Annotated in this window: 20 protein-coding genes and 1 tRNA gene; 9 read left to right on the plus strand and 12 right to left on the minus strand. The window is 67.8% G+C overall.

The genetic code is table 11. The features are described 5' to 3' along the window. Positions 1-62: 62 nt before the first annotated feature. The 3 genes from ACIBQX_RS44000 to ACIBQX_RS44010 are packed head-to-tail and all read right to left on the minus strand — an operon-like array spanning position 63 to position 4,663. The gene (locus tag ACIBQX_RS44000) at positions 63-833 is read right to left on the minus strand and encodes a SagB/ThcOx family dehydrogenase (protein WP_397015540.1); all 771 of its coding nucleotides are present in this window, start codon (positions 831-833) and stop codon (positions 63-65) included. A 28-nt stretch (positions 834-861) separates the two neighbouring features. Continuing rightward, complete coding sequence (locus ACIBQX_RS44005) at positions 862-2,871, minus strand: TOMM precursor leader peptide-binding protein (RefSeq protein ID WP_397015542.1); 2,010 nt, start codon at positions 2,869-2,871, stop codon at positions 862-864. Then, complete coding sequence (locus tag ACIBQX_RS44010) at positions 2,864-4,663, minus strand: hypothetical protein (protein WP_397015544.1); 1,800 nt, start codon at positions 4,661-4,663, stop codon at positions 2,864-2,866. Before ACIBQX_RS44010 ends, ACIBQX_RS44005 begins: the two co-directional genes overlap by 8 nt. A 722-nt stretch (positions 4,664-5,385) precedes the next feature. Between ACIBQX_RS44010 and ACIBQX_RS44015 the strand changes: the two genes are divergently transcribed. After that, complete coding sequence (locus ACIBQX_RS44015) at positions 5,386-5,856, plus strand: MarR family winged helix-turn-helix transcriptional regulator (RefSeq protein ID WP_397015546.1); 471 nt, start codon at positions 5,386-5,388, stop codon at positions 5,854-5,856. 469 nt (positions 5,857-6,325) lie between these two features. Here ACIBQX_RS44015 and ACIBQX_RS44020 read toward each other — a convergent pair. From ACIBQX_RS44020 to dnaA, 9 genes are all read right to left on the minus strand, one after another. Further along, positions 6,326-6,399, minus strand: a tRNA-Ile gene (locus tag ACIBQX_RS44020). A 133-nt stretch (positions 6,400-6,532) separates the two neighbouring features. Next, positions 6,533-7,141: a DUF3566 domain-containing protein gene (locus ACIBQX_RS44025; protein WP_397015965.1), complete on the minus strand. Its 609-nt coding sequence runs from the start codon at positions 7,139-7,141 to the stop codon at positions 6,533-6,535. A gap of 141 nt (positions 7,142-7,282) precedes the next feature. Beyond that, positions 7,283-9,784, minus strand: a complete 2,502-nt coding sequence (gene gyrA, locus ACIBQX_RS44030; RefSeq protein ID WP_397015548.1) for a DNA gyrase subunit A — start codon at positions 9,782-9,784, stop codon at positions 7,283-7,285. Between the two features lie 83 nt (positions 9,785-9,867). Then, positions 9,868-11,811 carry a DNA topoisomerase (ATP-hydrolyzing) subunit B gene (gyrB, locus tag ACIBQX_RS44035; protein WP_397015550.1) on the minus strand — a complete coding sequence of 648 codons (1,944 nt, stop codon included), beginning with the start codon at positions 11,809-11,811 and terminating at the stop codon, positions 9,868-9,870. A 303-nt stretch (positions 11,812-12,114) separates the two neighbouring features. Continuing rightward, positions 12,115-12,615, minus strand: coding sequence for a DUF721 domain-containing protein (locus ACIBQX_RS44040; RefSeq protein ID WP_397015552.1), 501 nt, complete (start codon positions 12,613-12,615; stop codon positions 12,115-12,117). After that, a complete protein-coding gene (gene recF, locus ACIBQX_RS44045; protein ID WP_397015554.1) occupies positions 12,605-13,837 on the minus strand; it encodes a DNA replication/repair protein RecF in 1,233 nt (410 codons plus the stop codon). Before recF ends, ACIBQX_RS44040 begins: the two co-directional genes overlap by 11 nt. A gap of 67 nt (positions 13,838-13,904) precedes the next feature. Next, positions 13,905-14,855, minus strand: a complete 951-nt coding sequence (gnd, locus tag ACIBQX_RS44050; protein ID WP_397015556.1) for a phosphogluconate dehydrogenase (NAD(+)-dependent, decarboxylating) — start codon at positions 14,853-14,855, stop codon at positions 13,905-13,907. Between the two features lie 37 nt (positions 14,856-14,892). Then, positions 14,893-16,032 (minus strand): DNA polymerase III subunit beta, encoded by a 1,140-nt coding sequence (gene dnaN / locus ACIBQX_RS44055; protein WP_397015967.1) that lies wholly within the window; start codon positions 16,030-16,032, stop codon positions 14,893-14,895. Between the two features lie 521 nt (positions 16,033-16,553). Continuing rightward, positions 16,554-18,143: a chromosomal replication initiator protein DnaA gene (gene dnaA, locus ACIBQX_RS44060; RefSeq protein WP_397015558.1), complete on the minus strand. Its 1,590-nt coding sequence runs from the start codon at positions 18,141-18,143 to the stop codon at positions 16,554-16,556. Positions 18,144-18,589: 446 nt separating this feature from the next. On the opposite strand from dnaA, the gene rpmH reads away from it, so the two are divergent. From rpmH to ACIBQX_RS44100, 8 genes are all read left to right on the plus strand, one after another. After that, on the plus strand, positions 18,590-18,727 hold the full coding sequence (gene rpmH, locus ACIBQX_RS44065) for a 50S ribosomal protein L34 (protein WP_043614899.1): 138 nt from the start codon (positions 18,590-18,592) through the stop codon (positions 18,725-18,727). A gap of 62 nt (positions 18,728-18,789) precedes the next feature. Continuing rightward, positions 18,790-19,155, plus strand: coding sequence for a ribonuclease P protein component (gene rnpA / locus ACIBQX_RS44070; RefSeq protein WP_397015560.1), 366 nt, complete (start codon positions 18,790-18,792; stop codon positions 19,153-19,155). Continuing rightward, a complete protein-coding gene (gene yidD, locus ACIBQX_RS44075; protein WP_397015562.1) occupies positions 19,152-19,430 on the plus strand; it encodes a membrane protein insertion efficiency factor YidD in 279 nt (92 codons plus the stop codon). The genes rnpA and yidD overlap by 4 nt, the downstream gene beginning before the upstream one ends. Positions 19,431-19,434: 4 nt before the next feature. After that, a complete protein-coding gene (yidC, locus tag ACIBQX_RS44080) occupies positions 19,435-20,388 on the plus strand; it encodes a membrane protein insertase YidC (RefSeq protein WP_397015564.1) in 954 nt (317 codons plus the stop codon). Positions 20,389-20,408: 20 nt separating this feature from the next. Continuing rightward, positions 20,409-20,897 (plus strand): protein jag, encoded by a 489-nt coding sequence (locus ACIBQX_RS44085; RefSeq protein ID WP_397015566.1) that lies wholly within the window; start codon positions 20,409-20,411, stop codon positions 20,895-20,897. A gap of 456 nt (positions 20,898-21,353) precedes the next feature. Next, on the plus strand, positions 21,354-22,025 hold the full coding sequence (rsmG, locus tag ACIBQX_RS44090) for a 16S rRNA (guanine(527)-N(7))-methyltransferase RsmG (RefSeq protein WP_397015568.1): 672 nt from the start codon (positions 21,354-21,356) through the stop codon (positions 22,023-22,025). Between the two features lie 119 nt (positions 22,026-22,144). Beyond that, positions 22,145-23,095, plus strand: coding sequence for a ParA family protein (locus tag ACIBQX_RS44095; RefSeq protein ID WP_397015970.1), 951 nt, complete (start codon positions 22,145-22,147; stop codon positions 23,093-23,095). A gap of 649 nt (positions 23,096-23,744) precedes the next feature. Further along, positions 23,745-24,704: a ParB/RepB/Spo0J family partition protein gene (locus ACIBQX_RS44100; RefSeq protein WP_397015570.1), complete on the plus strand. Its 960-nt coding sequence runs from the start codon at positions 23,745-23,747 to the stop codon at positions 24,702-24,704. Positions 24,705-24,914 lie beyond the last annotated feature (210 nt).

Below are 24,914 nucleotides of genomic sequence, written 5' to 3' on the forward strand. Positions count from 1 at the left end.
AACGCTCGCGCACAACCCAAGACAAACTTCGCGGCCAGTTCACCTATCCGCAGCTGGACCAGTTACCCGGCCAAGGTTGCGTGACGGGCCACTAGTACGGCGAGCGCGCCTTCGGCCCCCTTCGGCAGGTCCAGCAGGCGGTCGATCAAGGCACCGTCGAAGTCCAGGTGAAGCCGGACGGAAAGGTCGAGATCCTCGGTCAGGGCCAGCGACTGCGCCACGAGCGCGCCCGTCTCCTGGCACTGGATCTTGTAGGCGAAATCGCCATAAGCGATGCCCGTCCGCCAGAACACCGACGTCAGGACGATCATCAGGTCGGGCGGCGTGGCAGGGGGAGCGGTGAGCGTTTCCAGCAGCGCCGTACGGTGATCGCCCTCTCGTACGCGCTGCAGCGCGTGATGCGCGCGATCGTAGTGGTACAGCCCCGCTGGAGACCCGCCGGATCCACCGGCGAGATACGCCTCGATCGGATACAGCGCGCCGCCGGACGGAACCGGCCGGTGCACCCGGACGGTCACGGCCTGGGCGGCTCCGGACCATTCCCCCAGCACGGGCACGTCATAGGCCCAGCCGAACCGGCCGATCCCGAGAAGGTGCCGCAGCAGGTGGCCGATGAGCTCCGGACCGGCGGCGAACGGCGCCTCCTGCCGGTCATCGGGCAAGTTCAGTCGCTCGGTGTCCGCGTACCGCTTGAACGCGCCGGTCGCCTTCGCGGCGCTCGCGGCGGGGGCGGCCGACGGCCCGTCCACCGCCACCGCGAGGAAGCGGCGGGTCGCCTCCCCCGGGGGCGGCGGCTTCGGCGGATCGGCGGCCCACACGGTCTTGACGATCATTTTCTCCCTCCAGACCGAGGTGGCAGCGCTACGGAAACGGGTGGGGATGCGGGTTGATCTCCTCGGGGCGCAGGTCGCGGTCCCGGTGGCCGAGCAGCCGGGGCACGGTCAGCAGCCGCGGCAGGCCCTCCGTCCTGCGGAACCGGTGGCCGAAGGTCATCGGCAGCGTGCCGGGGACGATGACCTTGGCGGACGCGAATCCGCCGGCCGCCTGCTCGGTGGAGGTGGTGTCGACGGCGATGACGTCCATGCCCTCTGCCAGCCACCGTCCGACGAGCTCGTGCAGGTCGTCCGAGAGGTCCGCGTGGCGCGGCCACCCCGCCCTGGCGGAGACCGCGCACAGCGGCAGCCCCGGCCTGTCGCCGTCCAGGAAGTCCGCCCGCGGGAGCGTCGCCGGATGCGTGTAGAGAGCCGCGTGGTCTTCCATGTCGCGAACCAGCAGGGGATCGGCCAGCATCGGCTCGACGGCGCCGAGATCGAGCCCGGCGGTCAGCCCCTCCAGCAGCGCGGCGAGCTCCCACAGGGCCGACCGCACGGCCCGCTCGGGATCGAGGTGGGCCGCGGCCGCGAACGCCATCGCCGGCCGGGCCTCCCCCGTACGGTTCACCGCGAAGGTCAAAAACGCCGGCACCCGCTGCTCCAGCATCGTGGAGAAGGCCATGACCTCGCACCCGAAGCGCCGCGTGAGCAACTCCACGGTCAGCGGGATCCGCCGGTCCGCCGCCGAATCCAGGTCGACGCGCGGCACGGCGAGGCGGCCGTACCAGGTCATGAGGAACGCGTCCCGCTCGGCGATCTCCAGCAGGCCGTACAGGATCGCCTCTTCCAGGCAGGAACCGGCGGCGCACCCGTTGGACGTCTCGAACACCCAGTGCGGCCCGGTCTCCGGACGCCTGCCGTAGTAGGCGATGGACTCCGGAACCAGCACGGGAGCGGACCGCTTGAACGAGTATCCCCACACCCAGCTCGTCCGCTGATCGGGCGCGAACGGCACGAACGGGTAATCCGGCAGCCGATACAGCTCCTCCGGGGGCGTGCCGAGAGTGCGGGGGTCGATCGCGTCGTCGCCGAGTTCCTCGTACGACCCTCGCACGGCGCTCCTGCGGCCCCCCGGCCGCTCGCCCGCACTGCGTTCCAGCGCCTCCGCCAGTGCGGTGAGCCTGGCGGAGCGGTAGTCCACGGCCCGGCCGAAACCGTGCTGGGAGTCGCTGTGGATCCGGGCCGGCACCAGGCGGGCCACGGCGCTGGGCGTCCCGGCGAGCGACCCGGCCTCCACGGAGGCGATCAGACCGGTCTCCGCGTCCACGTAGCGGTCCGCGACCCAGCTGTGCAGATTGTGCAGTCGAAACTCGCCGGGGGCCGCCTTGACCAGCGGTCGGCGGGGTAGCGCGGCCCCCAGCCCGGTATCCGACGGCAGGTCGGAGCAGCGTGGGCACCACGGGTCGGGGAGGAACCGATGTCGGCGCACCGACGCGTCCAGCAAGGACAGGCGCAGGATGGCGCCGTCGGTTCGGGCCGCGCACGCGCCGGCGGACGCAGTCTCCACCTCGTCCCGCACCAACCGGGCCACGGCCGTGGCCAGCATCGGCGGGACCATCGAGTCACCGGTCTCCTGCGACGCCGTCTGCGACCGGTCGCGCAGCAGGCGCCGGGCCGCCGTGTCGATCCGGTTGCGGCTCTGCCTACGCCGTACGCACAGCGGGCACCCCGGTCTCGGCGGACGCACCAGCGGGCCGACGGTGATCCACCCAGCGTCGACATGGACGGGCAGCCAGGGCATCCTCCGAACCGACGCGTACTCCTGGACCGCCCGCTCGCCCGCGTGCACCGAGCCACGCGAGACGACGACGAGCGCCGAGTATCCGCTCTCGTCCGCGACGCCGGTCGACAGGTCGTGCACCGCATCGACGGCGAGGTAGGTGATCCGGCCCTCGCCACGGGCGGCGACGGCCCGGGCGATCTGCCCAGTGCCGATGACAGCGACGTCCTGCTCGACCTGCGCCCGCGGTCTGAACGGGTCCGCCCGCACCTCAGTCATCACACAGCACCACCTGGACCACGAAGGGCAGTAACGAGCCGGCCGCACCCCTGTGGTCGTCCCGGACGAGCGGTACGACCACAGGGGTGCGGCCGGTGACGCGCAGCAGCCTCAAGGCGAGGAAGGCCGGGTCCGGCGGCCCGCCCGCAGCCCATCGCCGCGACGAAGGGACGACCTCGGGCCGCCCTTCGACCCGGGCCTGCCAGCTCAGCAGGGCATGCTCCGCCGCGTGCCGCAGGGCCTGATCGGGAGCCGAGGCCACCGATCTCGTCACCGCCCCGCCCGCGGCGGTCACCGTGTAGGCGGGCAGCCCCACCGCGGCGCTGTGATCCCGGAACTCGAACACCTCACCGGTACGCTCAAGCAGCCGTACCGTATCGAGGACACCCTCGCCGTCTCCGGACTCCCGTACCGGATCGACGCTGGGCGCGCCGGCCTCTTCCCCCAGGACCGGCAGTGCTTCGAAGTGCGCCAGGAGGCCGGCCCCCACGGCCTCGTCCCAGCACAGCCCGGCCGCGGCGCCGAGAGGTGCCGCGTACGCCCGCCGTTTCGTGGCCGGGTCACCGCCGGGAATCCGCACCCGGCGCACGGCCCCGGTCAGCAGGTCCATCCCCCAGGCGGTGGCCCGGTCACCGGCCTGCTGCGCCTCGTGCTCGGCCACCAGGGACCCGTAGGCGGCGAGGGCTGCCAGCACCGCCCGAACGCGTGCGGTCTCGCGGTCGGATCCCCATGCGACGACCGGCTCCACCGCCGAAGGCGGGCGACGGCCGTACGGATCGATCACCGTGGCCCGGCACAGGGCGAGCGGCACCTGCGGCAGGTCCTCCTCGTCAAGCGAACGCAGTGGTCCGAGGTAGGGGTCCACGAACCCGCGGGCGCGGGCGAGCAGGTCCCCCTGCGAGACACGCTCCGCTGCCCGCAGGGAGGCGATCGTGTCCTGCGTCGCCGCCGCGCCCACCGCCATGCCCACCGCCATGCCCACCGCCGCGCCGCCGGCGGGGTGAGGATGGAACCGGTGCGCGGTCGTGGTGAGGCTTTCCAGGTCGGTGCGCGTCATCGTCCCGTCGATCCGGGATCCGGAGCGCGTGCCCGTCCGCTCGGGGCGCATCCTCGCCAGGTGGCGGAAGCAGGCGAGGACGACGGTGGCGGCGATCAGCGAAGGCACCGGTCCGGTCAGCCATGAGACGCCGGTCTCTCGCCGTTCGGCTTGACCGGCGACCAGCCATCGCCACCCCGACTCCACAAGCCGGTGGTCCCGCTCGTAGACCGGTGTCGCCCACACGTCCGCATCGCGTACCAGCACCTGCGTCAGCGCGACGCCGGCGTCGGCGCACCTCCGGGCGGTCGCGAGCAGCGCCTCCGTGTCGTCTCCGGACGCGACGTGCACGACGAGATCGGCGTCGGCGATGCCGTCCCGCAGCAGCGGGTCACCGGCCGGATCCGGTCCCGCCGTCTCGACGATGATCTGCTGTCCCTCGTCCCGCCGGGCACGTTCGGCCGCCGCTCGGAGGATGGTTTCGCCCGCGCGGGGGAGGATGCGCAGTCGCCGCCAACCCGACCGCAGCCCGTCCTGGGCGACCGCGGCGAGGACCGGGCCTTGGCCGTAGAGCAGGATGCGCGCGTCCCGCACCTGCTGGAAGCGCCACTCCGGCGAGTCGTACCCATAGCGGATGAACGAAATCTCGGATGCGTACTCCGTCAACTCCCGCTCGGAAAGGCTGTGTGCTCGGTCGTCGCGCGCGTCGACGACGAAGCGGTGATCGGCCAGCGTCCGGACAAGCCCTTCCACCATCTCCCTGTGCGCGTCGGGCAGACCCTGGGTGATCTCCTCCAGCTCCCGGTCGCCGGACAGACGCGGCGCGAGACCATTGACCCATCGGAAAACATGCCGACCCTTGATAATGCAGGAGCCCAGTCCGCTTTGTAGGTAAACACCCTCCTGGCATTCGACATATCGAACATCATCCATGAGGCGTGGGCGCATGACCTGTCCTTTCGCACGCCAGTGATGGAGCGTGCCGCAGAGCACGCACCAGGTACGACGGAGGTTGCCGCGCTTGAGACCTGCTTCGCTGGGGGCGGGCAACCGGCTACAGGGACCTTCCGTCCTGGTTCTGCCGGAAGGAAAAGAAAGGACCGAAGAAGTGACTCGTATCGAGCGGTGACCGGTCAGGAATATGGGAGCGATCAGGGCATTCGAGTCGAGTTGCCCTGATACGAATAATTTTCGCGGTTCCGGCGCCGGACGCATGGCCGCAGCCACCGAGACCCCTGAGCTCCGCGATCGCGCGGCCGTGCCACGATCCTTTACGGTGCCCCTCACCCGCACAGCCGGTCAGGCGCGCGCTGGAGGGGCGAAGTTCCGGGTCGGAAGGAGTACAGGGGATGATGGTGGCCTGCGCTCCTGCCTAACGCTGGTGAGCATGTTCTCGATCACGAAGGCACTCGTATAAGACGCCTTATATAAGGCACCTTATATCATTGTCCTCACGATGTTCAACACGGAGTTGTCAAATGGCCGCTGCAGATGTGGACGAGGTCGACCCGCTCACCCGGCCCTACTATCTGATCTACCAGCTGAGCTACCTCATCGGTCATGACCTCGACCGCGTCCTGCGGCCGATGGGCCTCACCCGTGCGCAGCTCGGCGCGCTGAGCCATCTCGCCCGCGAGGGTGACATGTCGGCGGCAGACCTGGCCAGGAAGAGCCACGTCACCGCCCAGTCGATGGGCGCCGCCCTCACACAACTGGCCGAGGCGGAACTCGTGGCACGGCAGGCGCGCAAGGAGAACGCCCGGGTCATCGACACCTCCATCACCGACAAGGGGCGCCGCCTGTACACAAGGGTGCGGGAAAGGCTGCGCGACGCGGAGGCGCGACTACTCGTGGACCTGGACGAGCACGACGTCGAACGCCTCGTCGCCCTGCTCCGGCACGTCTACGGCACCCTGCACGCGGACGAAACGGCCGACCTCGGCAGATGACGGCTTCCGGCGACACGGGTCGCATGCCGCATCCGCAACCGCTGAAAGCGCCCCAGGGCACAGGACATGAACCGCGTCGAAGGATCCGATGTCGCGGGAGAAGCCGCAGTGGGCGCAGTGGGCTCAGCTGAAGGGCGAGTTGGGCCGAGGGCCGCTGGCGCACGGCTACGGCGACGACCAGCGCCGGACGTTGGGCCGGGTTCAGACGCTGCTCGGCGGCGGGAAACGGCTGCCACCCGTGGGGCAGCGGCCTCACGGATTCGATCAGGTCGGCGGCGCAACGTCGCGCCACGGTCGAGGAGCGTTCAACTCGCCGGCACTCGACCTCGCTCGGAGATCCAGCTGCTGTCGGTGTGGCCTGATCTCTGTCACCTGGTGGCGAACGATCTTGATGGCAGATTGATGGCCAACGATCAAAAAAGCCGTCTCCCGACCCCGGGAAACGGCCTATGAAATGAGAAGAACTCTGTGGGGCTACCAGGACTTGAACCTGGGACCTCTTCCTTATCAGGGAAGCGCTCTAACCGTCTGAGCTATAGCCCCGCACACACCGAAACGGTATCGCATCCGCAGAGCGGAGGCGAACCGGTTGTTCGGACGGGAAAAGCTTACCGCCTCCGGTGAGCTACTCGCGCCGCACCCGTGGACAACCCCAGGGTGCGGCGCGACCCGCGTACTACTCCGCCTCGCTGAAGGTCACTTCGACGCCGCCCACGAGGTCGGAGGCGACGTTGTAGATGACCGCCCCGAGCGTCGCCAGGGCGGTGATCAGCACGACGTTCACGGCGCCGATGAGGGCCGTGTAGCCGAGAATGCGGACCGGCTCGAACCATGACGCGATGTCGATGGGGATTGAGCTCTGTCCCTGCTCGCCCTGGCCGAGCTGGTTGACCAGCTCCACGAGGGAGTCGAACACGCCCAAGGCCGACAGCACGCCGTACAGGACGGCGACCGCCACGAACAGCACGACGAAGCAGACCAGCGACACCACGAAGCTGAACTTCATGGCCGACCACGGCTCGACGCGGCGCAGGACCAGGTGGGCCTTGCGCGGGAGGCGGGCTCCCGCGGAGTTCGACGACTTCTTCTTGCGCAGCTCGATGGGGGGCGGGGGAGCCTCGGTGGTGAGCGACGAGGCACGCATGCGTACGGTCTCGCCACCCTCCGGCTCCGCCTGCCCAGGCTGGCCAGGCTGACCTTGCTGGCCAGGCCCAGGCCCAGGCCCAGACTGACCAGGCTTGGGCGGCTGCTGCGGGCGCGCGGGCGGTGCCCCGTCAGGCTGCACCGCCGGCTGAGGCCCGGCGGCTCCCTCCTCATCGACTGGCTTGGGGCCCTCGTTGCCTGAGGGCCGCTGCGGCTGCTGTTGCTGCTGGCCGTTCTCCCGGACCGGTTTGGTCCGGGGGCCACCACCTTGGGTGCTCATGACCTACTCTCCTCCCCCGTCTTCCTCACTCTCCACCGAAGTCTCCAAGGACTCGGCGTTCCGGGCGAGGGCCACCACGCTGTCGCCTTCGGCGAGGTTCATCAATCGCACTCCCATGGTCTGGCGGCCGGACTGCTTGATCTCACCCGCACTCGTCCGGATCACCCCGCCTGCGGATGTGATCGCGAAGACCTCATCCTCCGGGTTGACCATGACGGCTCCGATCAGCTTGCCACGGGCACTCACGATCTTTGCAGTCAGCACGCCTCTGCCGCCACGTCCTTGCACCGGATATTGCTCCACGGGGGTCCGTTTTGCGTACCCGGCTCGGGTGGCGATAAGCACATGATGGCCATCACCGATGCGATTCATGGCGAGAAGTTCGTCACCGTCAAGGAATCTCATGCCGATGACACCGCTGGTCGCCCGGCCCATGGGGCGCAGCGCGTCGTCGGTGGCGGTGAAGCGGATGGATTGCGCGTTCCGGGACACGAGCAGCAGGTCGTCCTCTTCGGAGACCAGCCGGGCCCCGATGACCTCGTCGTCGTCGCGCAGGTTGATCGCGATGAGGCCGCCGGTCCTGGGGGAGTCGTACTCCGACAGGCGGGTCTTCTTGACCAGGCCGCTGCGGGTGGCCAGCACGAGGTAGGGGGCGACGTTGTAGTCGCGCATGGCGAGGACTTCCATGACCGTCTCGTCCGGCTGCATGGCGAGCAGGTTGGCCAGGTGCATGCCGCGCGCGTCACGCCCGGCGTCCGGCAGTTCGTACGCCTTGACCCGGTAGACGCGGCCCTTGTTGGTGAAGAACAGCAGCCAGTGGTGGGTCGTGGTGACGAAGAAGTGGTCGACGATGTCGTCCTGACGCAGCTGCGCCCCCCGCACACCCTTGCCGCCGCGCTTCTGCGCCCGGTAAAGGTCGGTCTTGGTGCGCTTGGCGTAGCCACCACGGGTGATGGTGACGACGACCTCTTCCTCGGCGATGAGGTCCTCGATCGACATGTCGCCGTCGTGCGCGATGATCTCCGTGCGCCGCTCGTCGCCGAACTTGGCGACGATCTCGCCGAGCTCCTCGTTGACGATCTCGCGCTGGCGGGCCTCGCTGGCGAGGATCGCGTTGTACTCGGCGATCTGCGTCATCAGGTGGTCGTACTCGTCCTGGATCGCCTGGCGCTCCAGGGCGGCGAGCTTGCGCAGCTGCATGTCCAGGATGGCCTGCGCCTGGATCTCGTCGATGTCCAGCATCGACATCAGGCCCTGCTGGGCGTGTGAGGCCGACTCCGAGGAGCGGATCAGCGCGATGACGTCGTCGAGCCGGTCGAGGGCCTTGAGCAGCGCACGCAGGATGTGCGCGCGCTCCTCGGCCTTGCGCAGGAGGTAGCGCGTCCGGCGGACGATGACCTCGATCTGGTGGGCCACGTAGTACCGGATGAACTGGTCGAGCCTGAGCGTACGCGGCACACCGTCGACCAGCGCCAGCATGTTGGCGCCGAAGGTGTCCTGGAGCTGGGTGTGCTTGTACAGGTTGTTGAGGACGACCTTGGCGACCGCGTCGCGCTTGAGCACGATCACCAGCCGCTGGCCGACCCGGGAGGAGCTCTCGTCGCGTACGTCGGCGATCCCCGAGAGCTTGCCCTCGCGGACCAGCTCGGCGATCTTGAGGGCGAGGTTGTCCGGGTTGACCTGGTAGGGCAGCTCGGTGACGACCAGTGCCTGCCGGCCCTTGCCGTCCTCCTCGACCTCGACCACGGCGCGCATGGTGATCGAGCCGCGACCGGTGCGGTAGGCGTCCTCGATCCCACGGCGTCCGACGATCAGCGCCTTGGTGGGGAAGTCCGGCCCTCTGACGAGCCGCATCGACGCTTCGAGCAGCTCCTCGTCCTCGGCCTCCGGGTTCTCCAGGCACCACTTGACCGCGCCGGCCACTTCGCGCAGGTTGTGCGGCGGGATGTTGGTGGCCATGCCGACCGCGATGCCGCCGGACCCGTTGACGAGCAGCTGCGGGAAGCGCGCCGGCAGCACGTCCGGCTCCTGCGACTTGCCGTCGTAGTTGGGCCGGAAGTTGACGGTGTCCTTGTCGATGTCGCGCAGCATCTCCATGGCGATGGGCGCGAGCTTGCACTCGGTGTAGCGCATCGCCGCCGCCGGGTCGTTGCCCGGCGAGCCGAAGTTACCCTGCCCGTCGACCAGCGGATAACGCAGCGACCAGTGCTGCGCCAGCCGTACGAGCGCGTCGTAGATGGAGGTGTCGCCGTGCGGGTGATAGGAGCCCATCACGTCACCGACGACGCGCGCGCACTTGAAGTAGCCGCGGTCGGGACGGTAGCCACCGTCGTACATCGCGTACAGCACCCGGCGATGCACCGGCTTGAGTCCGTCGCGGACGTCGGGCAGCGCTCTGGACACGATGACGGACATCGCGTAGTCCATGTAGCTGCGCTGCATCTCGGACTGGATGTCCACAGGCTCGATGCGATCAGCCGGGGGAGTGGTGTTCACTTCCGTCACTGGTTGTGGTCCTTCTTCGTGGTACAGGGAGCCGTGTCGAGTGGTCCCCGCAGGTTGCGGAATCCGTGCCGACGGCTAGGCCGCTAGACGTCGAGGAAGCGGACGTCGCGTGCGTTGCGGATGATGAAGTCGCGCCGGGCTTCCACGTCTTCGCCCATGAGCACGCTGAACAGGTCGTCGGCCTGCGCGGCGTCGTCGAGCGTGACCAGGCGCAGCAGCCGCGTCTCGGGGTTCATGGTGGTCTCCCAGAGCTGGGCGGCGTTCATCTCGCCCAGACCCTTGAAGCGCTGGATGTTGTCGCGAGCCCGGGGGTCGGGCTTGCCCGCGTCGATGCCGGCCTGGATGACCGCGTCACGCTCGGAATCGGAGTAGGCGTAGGAGGCGTCGTCGCCCTTACGGTCCCATTTGATCTTGTAGAGGGGCGGGCAGGACAGGTAGACGTGCCCGGCCTCGATCAGCGGCCGCATGAACCTGAACAGCAGCGTCAGCAGCAGCGTGTTGATGTGCTGGCCGTCGACGTCGGCGTCCGCCATCAGGATGACCTTGTGGTAGCGCAGCTTGGCGATGTCGAACTCGTCGTGCACGCCGGTGCCCAGCGCGGTGATCAGGGCCTGAACCTCGTTGTTCTTCAGGACCTTGTCGATCCGCGCCTTCTCCACGTTGAGGATCTTGCCGCGGATGGGGAGGATCGCCTGGAAGCGGGAGTCGCGGCCGCCCTTGGCGGAGCCGCCGGCCGAGTCACCCTCGACGATGAACAGCTCGCACTTCTCCGGGTCGTTCCACTGGCAGTCGGCCAGCTTGCCGGGCAGGCCGCTGCCCGACTCCAGCAGCGACTTGCGCCGGGTCAGGTCGCGGGCCTGGCGAGCCGCCATGCGGGCGCGGGAGGCCTGCAGCGACTTGTTGATGATGTCCTTGGCCTCGCCGGGGTTGCGCTCGAACCAGTCGCGCAGATGGTCGTTGCAGGCCTTCTGCACGAACGACTTGGCCTCGGTGTTGCCCAGCTTGGTCTTGGTCTGGCCCTCGAACTGGGGGTCCGACAACTTGATCGAGATGATCGCGGTCAGGCCCTCGCGGACGTCCTCACCGGAGAGGTTGTCGTCCTTGCCCTCCTTGAGGAACTTCTGCTCGCGCGCGTAGCGGTTGACGATGCTCGTCAGCGCGGCGCGGAAGCCCTCCTCGTGAGTGCCGCCCTCGGCCGTGTTGATGGTGTTGGCGAAGGTGTAGACGGACTCCGAGTAGGAGTTGTTCCACTGCATCGCGATCTCGACCGCGGCGCCTTCGCCCTCCTCCTCGAAGGCGATGATCGACGCGTGCGCCGGCTCCTTCTTGCCGTTGAGGTGCTTGACGAAGTCGGCCAGGCCGCCCTGGTAGCAGTATTCGGACCGATGCGGCTCACCGTTGATGTGGTCGGGACGCTCATCGGTGATCGTGATCGTCAGACCCTTGTTGAGGAAGGCCATCTCCTGGAAGCGCCGCGAGAGCGTCTCGTAGTTCCAGGTGGTGGTCTCGAAGATGTCCGGGTCCGGCCAGAAGGTGATGGTCGTGCCGGTCTCGTCGGTCTCCTCGCCCTTGGCCAGGGGGGCCGTCGGCCTGGAGTGGTCGAAGTAGACGCGCCAGTAGTGGCCTCTCTGCTTGACCTCGACGTCCATGGCGGTGGACAGCGCGTTGACGACGGCCGAGCCGACGCCGTGCAGGCCGCCGGAGACCGCGTAGGACTGGCTGTCGAACTTTCCGCCGGCGTGCAGGGTGGTGAGCACGACCTCGACGGCCGAGCGCTTCTCGACCGGGTGGATGCCCGTCGGGATGCCTCGGCCGTTGTCGATCACGCGCACACCGTTGTCAGCCATCAGCGTGACGTCGATGCGGTCGGCGTGGCCTGCGAGCGCCTCGTCCACCGCGTTGTCCACGATTTCGTAGACGAGATGGTGGAGGCCGCGCTCACCGGTCGACCCGATGTACATACCCGGGCGCTTGCGAACGGCTTCAAGCCCCTCGAGTACGGTGATTGAGCTAGCGTCGTAGGACAACTGCGAAATCCTCCTGCCGCGGACACGCGGCGGGGGAGGCGATTGCTTTCAAAGCTGCCCCTGCCGTGCCCGTCACCGTCGTGAATGCCCCCGATGCGCGGTCACCCAGGGGAGTCGGCTTGGTGCCGGGGTGACACGCAAGCGGACGTGTCCGGAATCCGCTTTCATTCTACCGGCTCTGGAGCCCGAAGGTAGCAATGAACGCGCCTGTGATGCTCTCTAGCTCGTTTTGCCCCCTGGCAAGCATCCCCCCTCTGGGGTTGGGGGTCAACGCGTCTGTGGCTCTCTGATCGCCCGGGGCGCCTAACCGTAGGTGTCGCCGGGGCCACGGCTTCCGGTCACCCGTAAACCACCGGCCGGTCGAGGGGCGTTCTGCGGGCCTCTGACCTTGACCTTCGTCACGGTGTTGTCGCCGAGCTCCTCGTTGAGCCTGCGTACGAGGGTGCGCGCGAGCAGCCGCACCTGGGTCGCCCACGCCGTCGAGTCGGCCACGACGAGCACCTCGCCGTCCTCGAACGACTCCGGCTTGGTGTGCGCGGCCAGGTCAGGGCCGACGATGTCGATCCAGCGGCCGAACACCGCGCCGACGGCCGCCGACCGCTCCCAGCCGCGGGCGGCCAGCAACTCCCTGATCGCCCGGCCGAAGAGCTGCGGGTCGCCCGTGTCCCGGCGCGGACCGGCGGCCTTGCGGCGGGGCTCGCGCCGGGGGAGCTGCCCCCGCTTGGCGGCGTCGGCCTTGGCCTGGGCCAGCTTCTCCCTGGCCATGGCGGCGCCCCGGGCCGTGGGGTCGTCGTCAACGGACACGCGTCACACTCCCCTCCGCTACGTCGAATCGGGCACCGGCCAGCTCGGCCGGCACGTCGTCGTCCACAGCCGCGGTGATGAGCACCTGCTCGGCGGGGGCGACGATCTCCGCCAGCCGGCGGCGGCGCTGCGTGTCGAGCTCGGCGAAGACGTCGTCGAGGATCAGCACGGGATCGCCGCCGTCGGCGCGCAGCAGGTCGTAGGCGGCCAGTCGCAGCGCGAGCGCGAACGACCAGGACTCGCCATGGCTGGCGTAACCGCGGGCGGGCAGCTCGCCGAGGCCGAGAACCAGGTCGTCGCGGTGCGGGCCGACGAGCGTCACGCCTCTTTCGATCTCGGCCGAACGGACCTCCAATAGCCGCTCGCGCAGCCGCTCTTCAAGGGTTTTCCCCAAGTCTGTGGATAACGTCTGTGCATCGGAAGATCCCCGCTCACCGGGGGATTCGTCCTCAGCGGCGTCCTCGCCTGTGGACAACGTGCTGCGGTAGGCCAGGGTCGCGGGGGCGCTCGTCGGGGCGAGCGAGGCATAGGCGCCGGCGACCAACGGGCGCAGCTCGTCGATGAGCTCCAGCCTGGCGCGCAGCAACTCCGCGCCGTGCCTGGCGAGGTGGGCATCCCAGACCTCCAGAGTGCTCAGGACGTCTCCGGCGCCCGCCGCCGCGAACCCGGTGTCCCCCTCGGCCCGCCGGCCGCTCCTGGTGCCTCTGCGGGCCTGGGAGGCCGTACGCAGCAGCGCGCCTCGCTGCTTCAGCACCCGGTCGTAGTCGGCACGCACGCCCGCGAACCGGGGTGTCCTGGACACCAGCAGCTCGTCGAGGAAGCGACGCCGCTCCGACGGGTCGCCCTTGATCAGCGACAGGTCCTCCGGCGCGAACAGCACCGTGCGCAGCAGGCCGATGACGTCGCGCGGCCGGGACACCGGGGAGCGGTTGAGCCGCGCGCGGTTGGCCCGGCCGGGATTGATCTCCAGCTCCACCAGCGCCCGCCGGTCGTCCCGCTGGACGGCGCAGCGCACGATCGCCCGGGCCGCGCCCTGACGCACCAGCGGCGCGTCACTGGCCACCCGGTGGCTGGAGTGCGTCGCCACGTAGCCGAGGGCCTCGACCAGGTTGGTCTTGCCCTGGCCGTTGGGCCCCACGAAAGCCGTGACGCCCGGCTCCAGGCCGAGCTCCACGGATGCGTAGGACCGGAAATCGGTCAGCGAGAGGTGGGCGACGTGCACCCCACGAAGGTTAGTGCGCCACGAGCGTCACTGGGGCAACCGGCGCACACCCTGTGGAAAACCGAGGTCACTCCGCTTCGCGCGGTGGACGGACGTCCGCCCCCGGCGCGTCGGCGCCCTTGTCCACAGAACCTTCGGCGGCGGTGGTCGCGTGGCCGCCGAACTGGTTGCGCAGCGCCGCGACCACCTTCATCGCCGGGGAGTCGTCCTGCCGCGAGGCGAACCTCGCGTAGAGGGCGGCGGTGATCGCCGGCAGCGGGACCGCGTGGTCCACAGCCGCCTGAACCGTCCACCGGCCCTCGCCGGAGTCCTGTGCGTAACCCCGCAGCTGCTCCAGCTTCTCGTCGTCGTCCAGCGCCCGCACCAGCAGGTCGAGCAGCCACGAGCGGATCACGGTGCCGGTGCGCCAGCTGCTGAACGAGCCCCTGACGTCCTTGACGACGTCCGCGGCCTCCAGCAGCTCCCACCCCTCGGCGAAGGCCTGCATCATGGCGTACTCGATGCCGTTGTGGACCATCTTGGCGAAGTGCCCGGCCCCGACGTCTCCCGCGTGGACGAAACCGTCCTCGCCCTCGGGCTTGAGCGTGTCGAAGATCGGCATGAGGTGCTGGACGTCGGCGTTCTCGCCGCCGCACATGAGCGCGTAGCCGTTCTTGAGGCCCCAGACGCCGCCGCTGACCCCGCAGTCGACGAACCTGACGCCCTTTTCGGCGAGCTCGGCGGCGTGCTTCTGGTCGTCGGCGTAGTGGGAGTTTCCGCCGTCGACGACCAGGTCGCCCTCGGACAGCAGCTCACCCAGCCGGTCGATCGTCTGCTGGGTGGGTTTGCCCGCGGGCACCATCACCCAGATGGCGCGTGGCGCCTGAAGCCGCTCGACCAGCTCCTGCAAGCTGGTCACGTCGCTGACCTCGGCATTGTGGTCGTATCCGACCACGTCATGACCGCCGCGGCGCAGCCGCTCGGCCATGTTGCCACCCATCTTGCCCAGTCCGACCATGCCGATCTGCATGTAGTCCAACCCCCTTGTCAGGCCTCCATCATCCCCGATGACGTTCTCAGCCGGACAGGCGGATGGGCATGATCAGGTAACGGTAGTCGGGAGCGCCGGGGTCGTCCACAGGCTTGCCCCCCGTGAGGATGGCGGGCTTGGTGGACGTGGTCATCTGCAGGCGGGCGACGTCGGAGTCGATCGCACCCAGCCCTTCCAGCAGGAACTGGTGGTTGAAGGCGATGTTCATCTCGTCGCCCTCGTAGTCCACGGGCAGCGCCTCGACGGCCTGCGCCTCGTCGCCGCTGCCGGCTTCGAGCACGACCTCACCGCTCTTGAACGCCAGCCGCACCGGTGTGTTGCGCTCGGCGACCAGGGCCACGCGCTTGACCGCCTCGACGAACGCGGCTGTGGACAGATCCGCCTTGGCGGAGAACTCGGTGGGCAGCAGCGAACGGTACTTGGGGAACTCCGGGTCCAGCAGGCGCGTGGTGGTCCGGCGCCCCGCGCTGGAGAAGCCGATCATGCCCTCGCCGGTGCCGCCGGCCGAGCTGAGCGCGATCTCCACCTCGGCCCCGCTCCCGCCGAGTGCCTTGGCCGTGTCGGCGAGCGTCTTGCCGGGGATCATCGCGATGGCGGAGATGTCCGCCTGGTCCGGCTGCCACCTGAGCTCACGCACGGCGAGCCGGTAGCGGTCGGTCGCGGCGAGCGTCACCAGGTCGCCCTCGATCTCCATCCGCACGCCGGTGAGCATGGGCAGCGTGTCGTCACGCCCTGCGGCGACGGCCACCTGGCTGACGGCGGAGGCGAAGGTGTCGCTGCCGACCCGCCCGGCGGCCGGTGGCATGGCCGGGAGCGAGGGGTAGTCCTCCACAGGCATGGTGAGCAGTGTGAAGCGGGCGCTGCCGCACGTCACGACGGCCTTGGCGCCCTCGACGACGAAGTCCACAGGCTGTGCGGGAAGCGCGCGGGTGATCTCGGCGAGCAGCTTGCCCGAGACCAGGACGACTCCCGGCTCACCGGTGTGGAGTTCGAGCGTCACCTCGGCGGAGACCTCGTAGTCGAAGCCGGACAGCTTCAGCCGCTGATCCTCGGTGACCTCGAGGCGCATGCCGGCGAGAACGGGCACCGACGGCCGTGCGGGCAGACTGCGTGCCGTCCATGCCACCGCCTCAGCGAGGACGTCTCGCTCGATTCGGAACATCACGGTCATCAGCCTCCTGGATCGTCGTTGATTCAAGTGTCGCGTCTCCCGCACCCTCGATCCGGGAGAACCCCTCTATGGGTCTTGAGTTTCTTCTTAAGAGATAAGTGAAGTCATCACACTAGGGGCGGTGGATACTGTGGACAACCCGCGTCTTCCCTGCTCAGCAGCCCTGTTTTCATCCACTGCGGCTGTGGGTGACGCCTGGGGGTAACCCCGCCGCCTGGGGACGAAGCTTCGTTGCCCACAGGCCGTCCCCAGATCAGGGGGTGTTCATCCACCGGTCATCCACTGGCTGTCCCCAGGTTGTCCACGGACAAAACGGCCCGGTGAACGGCCTCCAAAAGTCTGTGCACAGGCCGTCCCCAAGTCGTCCACCGGTAGTCCCCAGGTTCTCCTCAGGATGTCCCCAGGGTTATCCCCAAGCGCTGTGCGGAATTTATTCGGGCAATGCGGGGCGTACGGACGGGCCGTTCGCGCGTTTTCCCTGATCCACAGTGTTATCCACAGGCTGTGCATGACGGCTAGGACCCGCGCGACGTCTGCTTGATCCGCATTGTCAGCTCGTTGACCTGGTTGTACATCGACCGTCGCTCCGCGATGAGCGAGCGGATCTTGCGCTCGGCGTGCATGACGGTGGTGTGATCGCGGCCGCCGAACTGCTGGCCGATCTTGGGCAGCGACAGCTCCGTCAGCTCCCGGGCCAGGTACATCGCGATCTGCCTGGCGTTCACCAGGGCCCTGCTGCGCGAGCTGCCGCACAGGTCGTCGATGCTGATGCCGAAGTACTCGGCGGTCTTGTGCATGATCGTGGCGATCGTTATCTCCGGCCCGGAGTCCGAGGTGATCAGGTCCTTCAGCACCACCTCGGCCAGTTGGAGATCCACACCCTGGCGATTGAGGCTGGCGAACGCGGTGACCCTGATCAGGGCGCCTTCGAGCTCGCGGATGTTGGTGGAGATCCGGCTCGCGATGTACTCCAGCACCTCGGGCGGCGCCGCCAGGCCCTCCTGGATGGCCTTCTTCCTCAGGATGGCGATCCGCGTCTCCAGCTCGGGCGGCTGCACATCGGTGATCAGCCCCCACTCGAACCGGTTGCGCAGCCGGTCCTCCAGCGTGATCAGCTGCTTGGGAGCCCGGTCGCTGGAGATGACGATCTGCTTGTTGGCGTTGTGCAGCGTGTTGAAGGTGTGGAAGAACTCCTCCTGCGTCTGCTCCTTGCCCTCCAGGAACTGGATGTCGTCCACAAGCAGGATGTCGATCGCCCGGTAGCGTCCGCGAAAGCCGTCGGCCTTGTGGTCGCGGATGCTGTTGATGAAGTCGTTGGTGAACTCCTCGGAGCTGACGTACCTGACCCGCGCGCCGTCGTACAGGCTCTGCGCGTAGTGCCCGATCGCGTGCAGCAGGTGGGTCTTGCCCAGGCCGGAGTCGCCGTAGATGAACAGCGGGTTGTACGCCTTCGCGGGGGATTCGGCGACGGCCACGGCGGCCGCGTGCGCGAAGCGGTTGCTGGCGCCGATGACGAAGGTCTCGAAGGTGTACTTCTGGTTGAGCCGGGCCGGCTCACTGGGCTTGTTGCTCTTGGCTTCCCACCTGTTCGGCGTCGGCTCCGGCTCTTTTTCCACAGGCGGTGTGTACGGCTGAGCCTGTTCAAAAGAGAACGTCGGCTGTGGATAGTCGGTGGACGACTGTGCCTGGTCAGGCTGTGGAGAATAGAACTGCGGGGGCTCTGAGGCCTGGTAGTGCTGGGGTTGGACGCCCTGTGTATAACGTGGCTGCTGGTCCTGGCTCTGGGGATAACTTTGGCCCCCAGGCTGTGGATGATGTTCCTGCATGGACTGCATCGGCTGTTCGGGCGCCGTGGTGTCGATCATCACGGCCAGTCGCATGGCCCGGCCGAGCTCCTGGGAGAGCGCGTGGGCCACGAGCGGCCGGAGTTTGCGCTCGATGAGGTCCTTGAGGAAGTCGTTGGGCACGCCGAGCACGATCGTGTCGTCCGCCAGGGCGATCGGACGGACCATGGAGAGCCAGGTGCGCTGCTGTGCGGGCACGTTCTCGTTGAGGAAGTTGGTCAGGGCCCTCTTCCATACCGCGCCGAGGTCGACACCGTTCATGGTGTGGCTCCCCCTCCTTCCTCTCGCGGCCCCCCGCGATTGTTATCCACATACGGGGGCCGCCCGCGTAGTGATCAGTCCCCGTCGTCCACAGCATCGCGCCCGGGTCGAATACCCAGGGTCTCCACAGGAGATCCACAAGTTGTGCACAGCCTGACAGCGCGTCTGGAAGGGCCGACAGTAGCTATGTGCACAGCTGTGTTCAAGACGTTGTCCACAGCCTAGTGGTACGTGGGTGCACATGCTGTGGACATGAGCCGGGCGGTGGACAAGTAGCCTGTGGATACGTGGATAACCGTTTTCGGTTTGACCTGGGATGCTCTTGACCCGTAACGTACGACGGTCGGCTTGTCACGTGACGGCTATTTCGCGTGCCCTCGCATTTCAGACAGGCCAGCCATGTGTGTTCAGCGCCTCGTGCGCACCTTCAAGCCTGGAGCCCAGCCGTGAGCAAGCGTACTTTCCAGCCGAACAACCGTCGCCGCGCGAAGACCCACGGCTTCCGGCTGCGGATGCGCACCCGGGCCGGTCGCGCCATCCTCGCCGCTCGCCGCCGTAAGGGCCGCGAGAAGCTGTCGGCCTGATCGCCCCGAGTCGTCCGATTGTCCGCCCGCCGGTGCACTCCACCGGCGGGCGATAGGCGTCTATGGTGCTAGCCCGTCATTCCCGCATGCGGCGCGGGGACGAGTTCAAGGCCGCGATCAAGCGCGGCAAGCGCGCGGGTCGTCCCACTTTGGTCGTCCATCTCGGTATTTCAGGGGAAGGTACGCCTTTGGTGGGTTTTGTGGTGAGCCGAGCCGTCGGAGGCGCGGTGGTCCGCAACAAGGTCAAGCGGCGGCTCCGACACCTGATGCGGGACCGTCTCGACCGGCTTCCGAGAGGTAGCCTGCTGGTGGTACGCGCCAATCCACCGGCCGCGTCTGCGCGATGCGACCAGCTTGCCGCCGAGCTCGACCTCGCATTGGAACGTTTGCTCAGGCGGCGTGAGTCCTCGATGGATGGACAGAGATGACGGAGCAGCCGCAAGGGACTCCGAGCCTTGCCGCTCGGGTGCTGATCGTCCCTATCCGGTTCTACCGGGCCTTCATCAGCCCGATGCTCGGTCCGCGCTGCCGTTTCTACCCCTCGTGCAGCGCATATGGACTTGAGGCGATCTCCGTACACGGAGCATTGCGCGGCACATGGTTGACTGTCCGGCGAGTCGGGCGTTGCCACCCATTCCATCCCGGCGGTATAGACCCGGTGCCCCCACGCCCGGTTCGGTCCCACGAAATGCAAGGGAGATAGCTCGGTGGAGCTGTCCTGGCTGAGCTGGCTCTATGAAGCCGTAGCCTTCGTCATCACCTGGATCCATACGGGTTACAGCACATTCCTGAACCCGGACAGCGGCCTGACGTGGATGCTGACCATCATCACGCTGACCGTGCTCATGCGGATCCTCATCTTCCCCCTCTTCCTCAAGCAGATGAGGTCGTCGAAGAAGATGCAGGAGCTCGCCCCCAAGGTGGCTGAGCTCCGCAAGCGTCACAAGAACGACAAGCAGCGCATGAACCAGGAGGTCATGGCGCTGTACCAGGGAGCGGGGGCCAACCCGCTCGGCGGCTGTCTCCCTGTCGTGGCGCAGTTCCCCATCTTCATCTCGATGTTCACCGTCCTCCAGGCCATGGCCAACGGCGAGACGAAGTTCGGGATGACGCAGCAGCTCGTCGACAGCGCCCGGGCCGCGCACATCTTCGGTGCGCCGCTGCCGGCCAACTTCTTCATGTCCAGCGAGGACATCCTGGCCCTGAACGCCACGGTCATCCAGACGAAGGTCGTCCTCGGCATCTTCGTGGCGATCAGCTCGCTGACCACGTTCCTCACCGTCCGGCAGAGCGTCACGCGGTCCATGGCCCAGATGCCGGACAACCCGATGGCCCAGCAGCAGAAGATCCTCATGTGGATCTCCCCGCTGTTCGCCTTCTTCAGCCTGAACTTCCCGCTCGGTCTGATCATGTACTGGGTGACCACCAACGTGTGGACGCTCGGCCAGCAGCACTGGTTCTACAGCCGCAACCCGATGCCGGAGTTCGACGCCAAGGGCAACGTGATCCCGGTGAAGCCCAAGCCGGGCCTCCTCGCGAAGATTCGCAAGACGGATCCGGTGGTGGAGGAGGCTCCCCCGCCGCCTCCGGAGCCTAAGATCGTCAGGAACCAGCCGAGCCGCCAGCCACGCAGCAAGCGCACCGGCAGCAAGAAGTCGTGATTACGAAGGAGAGGCCGGCCATGACCGAGGCCGAGCAGGAGAAGGCTCCTGATCTCAGCGTGCTCGAGCAGGAAGGCGAGATCGCGGCGGACTACGTCGAAGGCCTTCTCGACATCGCCGACATCGACGGCGACATCGATATGGACGTCGAGGGCGACCGTGCGCTGGTCTCCGTTGTCGGGCTCAAGGGCAACGAGTTGGTCGGCCCCGCGGGCGAGGTCCTGGAGGCGCTCCAGGAGCTGACCCGCCTGGCCGTGCACCGGCAGACGGGGGAGCGGTCCCGGCTGATGCTCGACGTCGGCGGCTACCGCGAGCGCCGCCGCGCGGAGCTCACCAAGCTCGGCACCGAGATCGCCGATGAGGTCCGGAACCAGGGCGAGCCCAAGGCCCTCCAGCCGATGACCCCCTTCGAGCGCAAGATCGTGCACGACGCGGTGGCCGCTGCCGGGCTCACCAGCGAGTCGGAGGGCGAGGAGCCCCACCGCTACGTGGTCGTCCTCCCCGCCTGACCCACACCCCGCTCCACATCGGCCGTCAGCCCGCCCCACAGGCGACTGACGGCCGTTCTCATCTCCACCCCGCCAACCCACGCCCCTCCGCCTACCCTGGCCTTGCCGCCCGCCCTCACCTCTCTGGTGGCTCGCCCTCTGGGGGCTTGCCTCTTCAATGCTGTACGGCGCGGAGTCGTACGGTGTGGAGCGGTTCGGCGTGCCTCAACCGTCCCGACTCGCCCGGGCTGAACAACCGCATTCGACCGTTCCCAGGTTCACCGTCCGCCGTGAACCATTGATCATCCCAACAGCCGTATTTCCGTATGACGGAAAGGCGTTTCGAGGGCGGTGCACTCGGAGGCTCTGTTCAGGGCAGCCCGCTAGTCTTCAACAGTGATCGCCCGCTTAGCCTTGGGTAGACACCATCACCAATGATGCGCACACATTCACCCCTCAGAAAGGGCCACCAAGCAAGTGAGCGAAGAGCTACCGCCGCCGCCGGACATCGCGCGAGACGTCTTCGCCGGCGAGGCCTGGGACCGGGCAGAGGCGTTCGCCGAGCTGCTGGCCGGCCCCGGAGTGGTGCGCGGACTGCTGGGCCCCCGCGAGGTGCCGCGCATCTGGGACCGCCACCTGCTCAACTGCGCCGTCGTGGCCGAGGCCATCCCCGAGGACGTGCGCCTGGTCGACATCGGCTCGGGCGCGGGCCTGCCGGGCATCGTCCTGGCGATCGTCCGGCCGGACATCACGGTCACCCTGCTGGAGCCGTTGCTTCGCCGTACCGTCTTCCTGGAGGAGTGCGTCGAAGCGCTCAAGCTGGACAACGTAGAGGTGCTGCGCGGACGCGCGGAGGAGCTCGCGGGCAAGCGCGTGTTCGATGTGGCCAGCGCCCGCGCGGTCGCTCCGCTCGACCGGCTCCTGAAGTGGGCCATGCCACTGCTGCGCGAAGGTGGCGAGCTGATCGCGATGAAGGGGGAGCGAGCAGCAGAAGAACTCGCCGAGGCGGAGCCCCAATTGCGAGCCAGCGGGGCGAGAACGGCCGAGCTTGTAACCGTCGGGCACGGTAAGGTCGAGCCGCCTGCAACATTGGTTCGGGTGATATCGGGTCGCGCGCCAGAGCAAGGTAGGCGCCGACGAAGGAGGTGACGGTCGTGCCAGTCGCTTATTGCGGTCTTGGCTGGCCGGACAGCCGTCTGTCCGAAAGTCCCACTGGGGTTGGCTGGCCCGAAAAGGGCGTGTCGCGACAGCAAATTCCCGGCACTGAAATGCCACGGGTTGAAAGGATTACCAACGTGACCCAGACCCCCCTGAACCCAGGTGATTCGCCGTTGGTACGAGAGGCGCTCAACTCAGTGGTTTCACGTGAAACACCCGCTGCGCAGTTGCCGGCTCAGGAGGGTGACGCCCCTGAGAGGGCTGACGGCTCATGGCCGAAACCCGCCAAGTGCCGAGTGATCGCAGTGGCGAACCAGAAGGGCGGCGTCGGCAAAACCACGACGTCCGTCAACATCGCCGCCGCACTCTCCATGAACGGCGAACGCGTCCTCGTGGTGGATCTCGACCCGCAGGGCAACGCCTCCACGGCCCTGGCGACCGAGCACCGGGGTGACATTCCGGACGTCTATCAGGTGCTGGTCGACGATCTGCCCTTGGCGGACATCGTCAAGCAGGTCCCCGAGATGCCCAACCTCTACTGCGCCCCCGCCACCATCGACCTGGCCGGCGCCGAGATCGAGCTCGTCTCCCTGGTCGCCCGAGAGGCCCGCCTCCGCCGCGCCCTGGCTGCCTACGAGGGCATCGACTTCGACTACATCATCATCGACTGCCCGCCGTCGCTCGGCCTCCTTACGGTCAACGCCCTGGTCGCCGCCGACGAGGTCATGATCCCGATCCAGTGCGAGTACTACGCACTGGAGGGCCTCGGTCAGCTCCTCCGCAACGTCGACCTCATCAAGGCCCATCTCAACCCCACCCTCAGCCTTTCCACCATCGTCCTCACGATGTACGACGGCCGCACCCGACTCGCCTCACAGGTGGCGGACGAGGTCCGGGCGCACTTCGGCGAGACCGTCCTCCGAACGGTGATCCCCCGTAGCGTCCGCCTCTCGGAAGCCCCCAGCTACGGCCAGTCCGTCATGACCTACGACCCAGGCTCCAGCGGCGCCATGGCCTACATGGACGCAGCCCGCGAAATCGCTCACCGAGCGCTGGTCTAACCCTTCGCTCCACTTGGTGCTGCGGGTGTGTGCCCGCACGCGCGGACGGGACGCCTCGCCACGGACGGGGCCCGCAGGTGCTAGCGGTGTGCCCGTACGGGTGCGTTCGGGGTTCACACCGCCAGTTTCTGGGCGTGCAGCTTCGAGGCGTGTGAGCCTTACCTGCGAGTCCCAGACGTGCAGCTTCGAGGTATGCGGACCTCACCTATGAGTCCCGGGCGCGCAATTTAGAGGGGTACGGCCTCCGTCCGGTAGAGCTGCTACCGCGGTGATCCCTGTTGTGTGAGCCCGCACGTTGGGCCTGACATGTAGCCCGCGCCGCTCGCTGAAGGCGCCTGCTGAAGGTCTGCCTGCCGCTTTGTGCATCGGCTGGCAGGGTCGTTTGGCCATCCCGGTCCGTGCCGCGTGTAGATAAGCGAGCACGACAGGTTGTGCCGAGGTCTACTGCTCGCGCTGATCGATCATGTCGACACGGTCCATGAGGATGAAACGCCTCTGCTTCGCCGGGAGCGAAGGCAATGGGGGGTGTTCAGGGCATGGTGGTGTAAATCCGGTGGGGCGGTGTGTGGCGCGGAGGCGCCGGGCCGGGTTGGCAACGGTAACCTTCCCTGGATAGACCGGAATCAGCCCGGGCGGATGAGGAGACGTAGTGAGCCAGGTGCGGCGGGGATTGGGCAAGGGGCTGGGGGCGCTCATCCCGACCGGTCCCATCGTTGACGGGACGGGGACGGTTGACCCGAACGGTTCGACGAATGAGGCCGGTCCGAAGCCGGTTGCCGGAGCGTACTTCCGGGAGATAGATCTAGCCGCGATCGTGCCCAACCCGCGCCAGCCGCGTGACATCTTCGACGGCGAACGCCTGGAGGAGTTGGCGGCCTCCATCCGTGAAGTCGGGCTTCTGCAGCCGATCGTCGTGCGCTCAGTCGGTGGTGGCCGATTCGAGCTCATCATGGGGGAGCGCCGCTGGCGCGCGTGCAAGCTTGTGGGCCTTGACCCGGTGCCGGCGATCGTCCGCAACACCCAGGACACCGACCTCCTGCGGGACGCCCTGATCGAAAACCTTCAGCGTGAGGAGCTCAACCCGCTGGAGGAGGCGGCCGCCTACCGGCAGTTGCTCGATGACTTCCAAGCCACCCACGACCAGCTCGCCCAGAGGATCGGCCGCTCCCGCACCCACATCACCAACACCCTGCGGCTGCTCAAATCCCCGCCCGAGGTGCAGCTGAAGGTCGCCGCGAAGACCATCAGCGCCGGCCACGCCCGCGCCCTCCTCGGCCTTAACAGCCCCGAGGAGCAGATCCACCTGGCGACGCGCATCGTTGCTGAGCTCCTCTCGGTTCGGGCGGTGGAAGAGATCGTCGCGCTCGGCAGCGCAGGAGCCGCCCCTCAGAAGCCCTCCCGCGAGCGCCAGCCCGCCAAGCCCGCAGACCCCGGCCTGACCAGCCTCGCAGACCGCCTCTCGGACCATTTTGAAACCAAGGTCAAGGTCGACCTCGGCCGTCGCAAGGGCCGGATCGTCGTAGAGTTCGCCACGATCGACGACCTTGAGCGCATCATCGGCACCATGGCCCCCAACGCCACAGGCATCATGCGAGAAGCCGAAGACTAACCACCACCCCCGTTTCACGTGAAACATCGCCCCAGCAGCTAACACCCGAACATCACCCCAGCAGCCAACGGCTGAACGTCACCCAGCAGCCAACGGCATGCCCTTCCCCTCCCGTTGCCTCCTCCCTACCTCACCACTTCTTGCATCCCGGCCGACCCGACTATCGGCGTCCCTCCTCTGGCCCATCCACCGCTCGGTCTTCTGAACTAT

Source organism: Nonomuraea sp. NPDC049714 (assembly GCF_044465295.1).
Taxonomy (GTDB): Bacteria; Actinomycetota; Actinomycetes; order Streptosporangiales; family Streptosporangiaceae; genus Nonomuraea.

Excerpts from the sequence above, each read along its gene's own strand:
- ACIBQX_RS44000 (WP_397015540.1), bottom strand. The coding sequence starts at position 833 with ATGATCGTCAAGACCGTGTGGGCCGCCGATCCGCCGAAGCCGCCGCCC.
- ACIBQX_RS44005 (WP_397015542.1), bottom strand. The coding sequence starts at position 2,871 with ATGACTGAGGTGCGGGCGGACCCGTTCAGACCGCGGGCGCAGGTCGAG.
- ACIBQX_RS44010 (WP_397015544.1), bottom strand. The coding sequence starts at position 4,663 with ATGGTGGAAGGGCTTGTCCGGACGCTGGCCGATCACCGCTTCGTCGTC.
- ACIBQX_RS44015 (WP_397015546.1), top strand. The coding sequence starts at position 5,386 with ATGGCCGCTGCAGATGTGGACGAGGTCGACCCGCTCACCCGGCCCTAC.
- dnaA (WP_397015558.1), bottom strand. The coding sequence starts at position 18,143 with ATGAACGGTGTCGACCTCGGCGCGGTATGGAAGAGGGCCCTGACCAAC.
- rnpA (WP_397015560.1), top strand. The coding sequence starts at position 18,790 with ATGGTGCTAGCCCGTCATTCCCGCATGCGGCGCGGGGACGAGTTCAAG.
- yidD (WP_397015562.1), top strand. The coding sequence starts at position 19,152 with ATGACGGAGCAGCCGCAAGGGACTCCGAGCCTTGCCGCTCGGGTGCTG.
- ACIBQX_RS44085 (WP_397015566.1), top strand. The coding sequence starts at position 20,409 with ATGACCGAGGCCGAGCAGGAGAAGGCTCCTGATCTCAGCGTGCTCGAG.
- ACIBQX_RS44095 (WP_397015970.1), top strand. The coding sequence starts at position 22,145 with ATGCCACGGGTTGAAAGGATTACCAACGTGACCCAGACCCCCCTGAAC.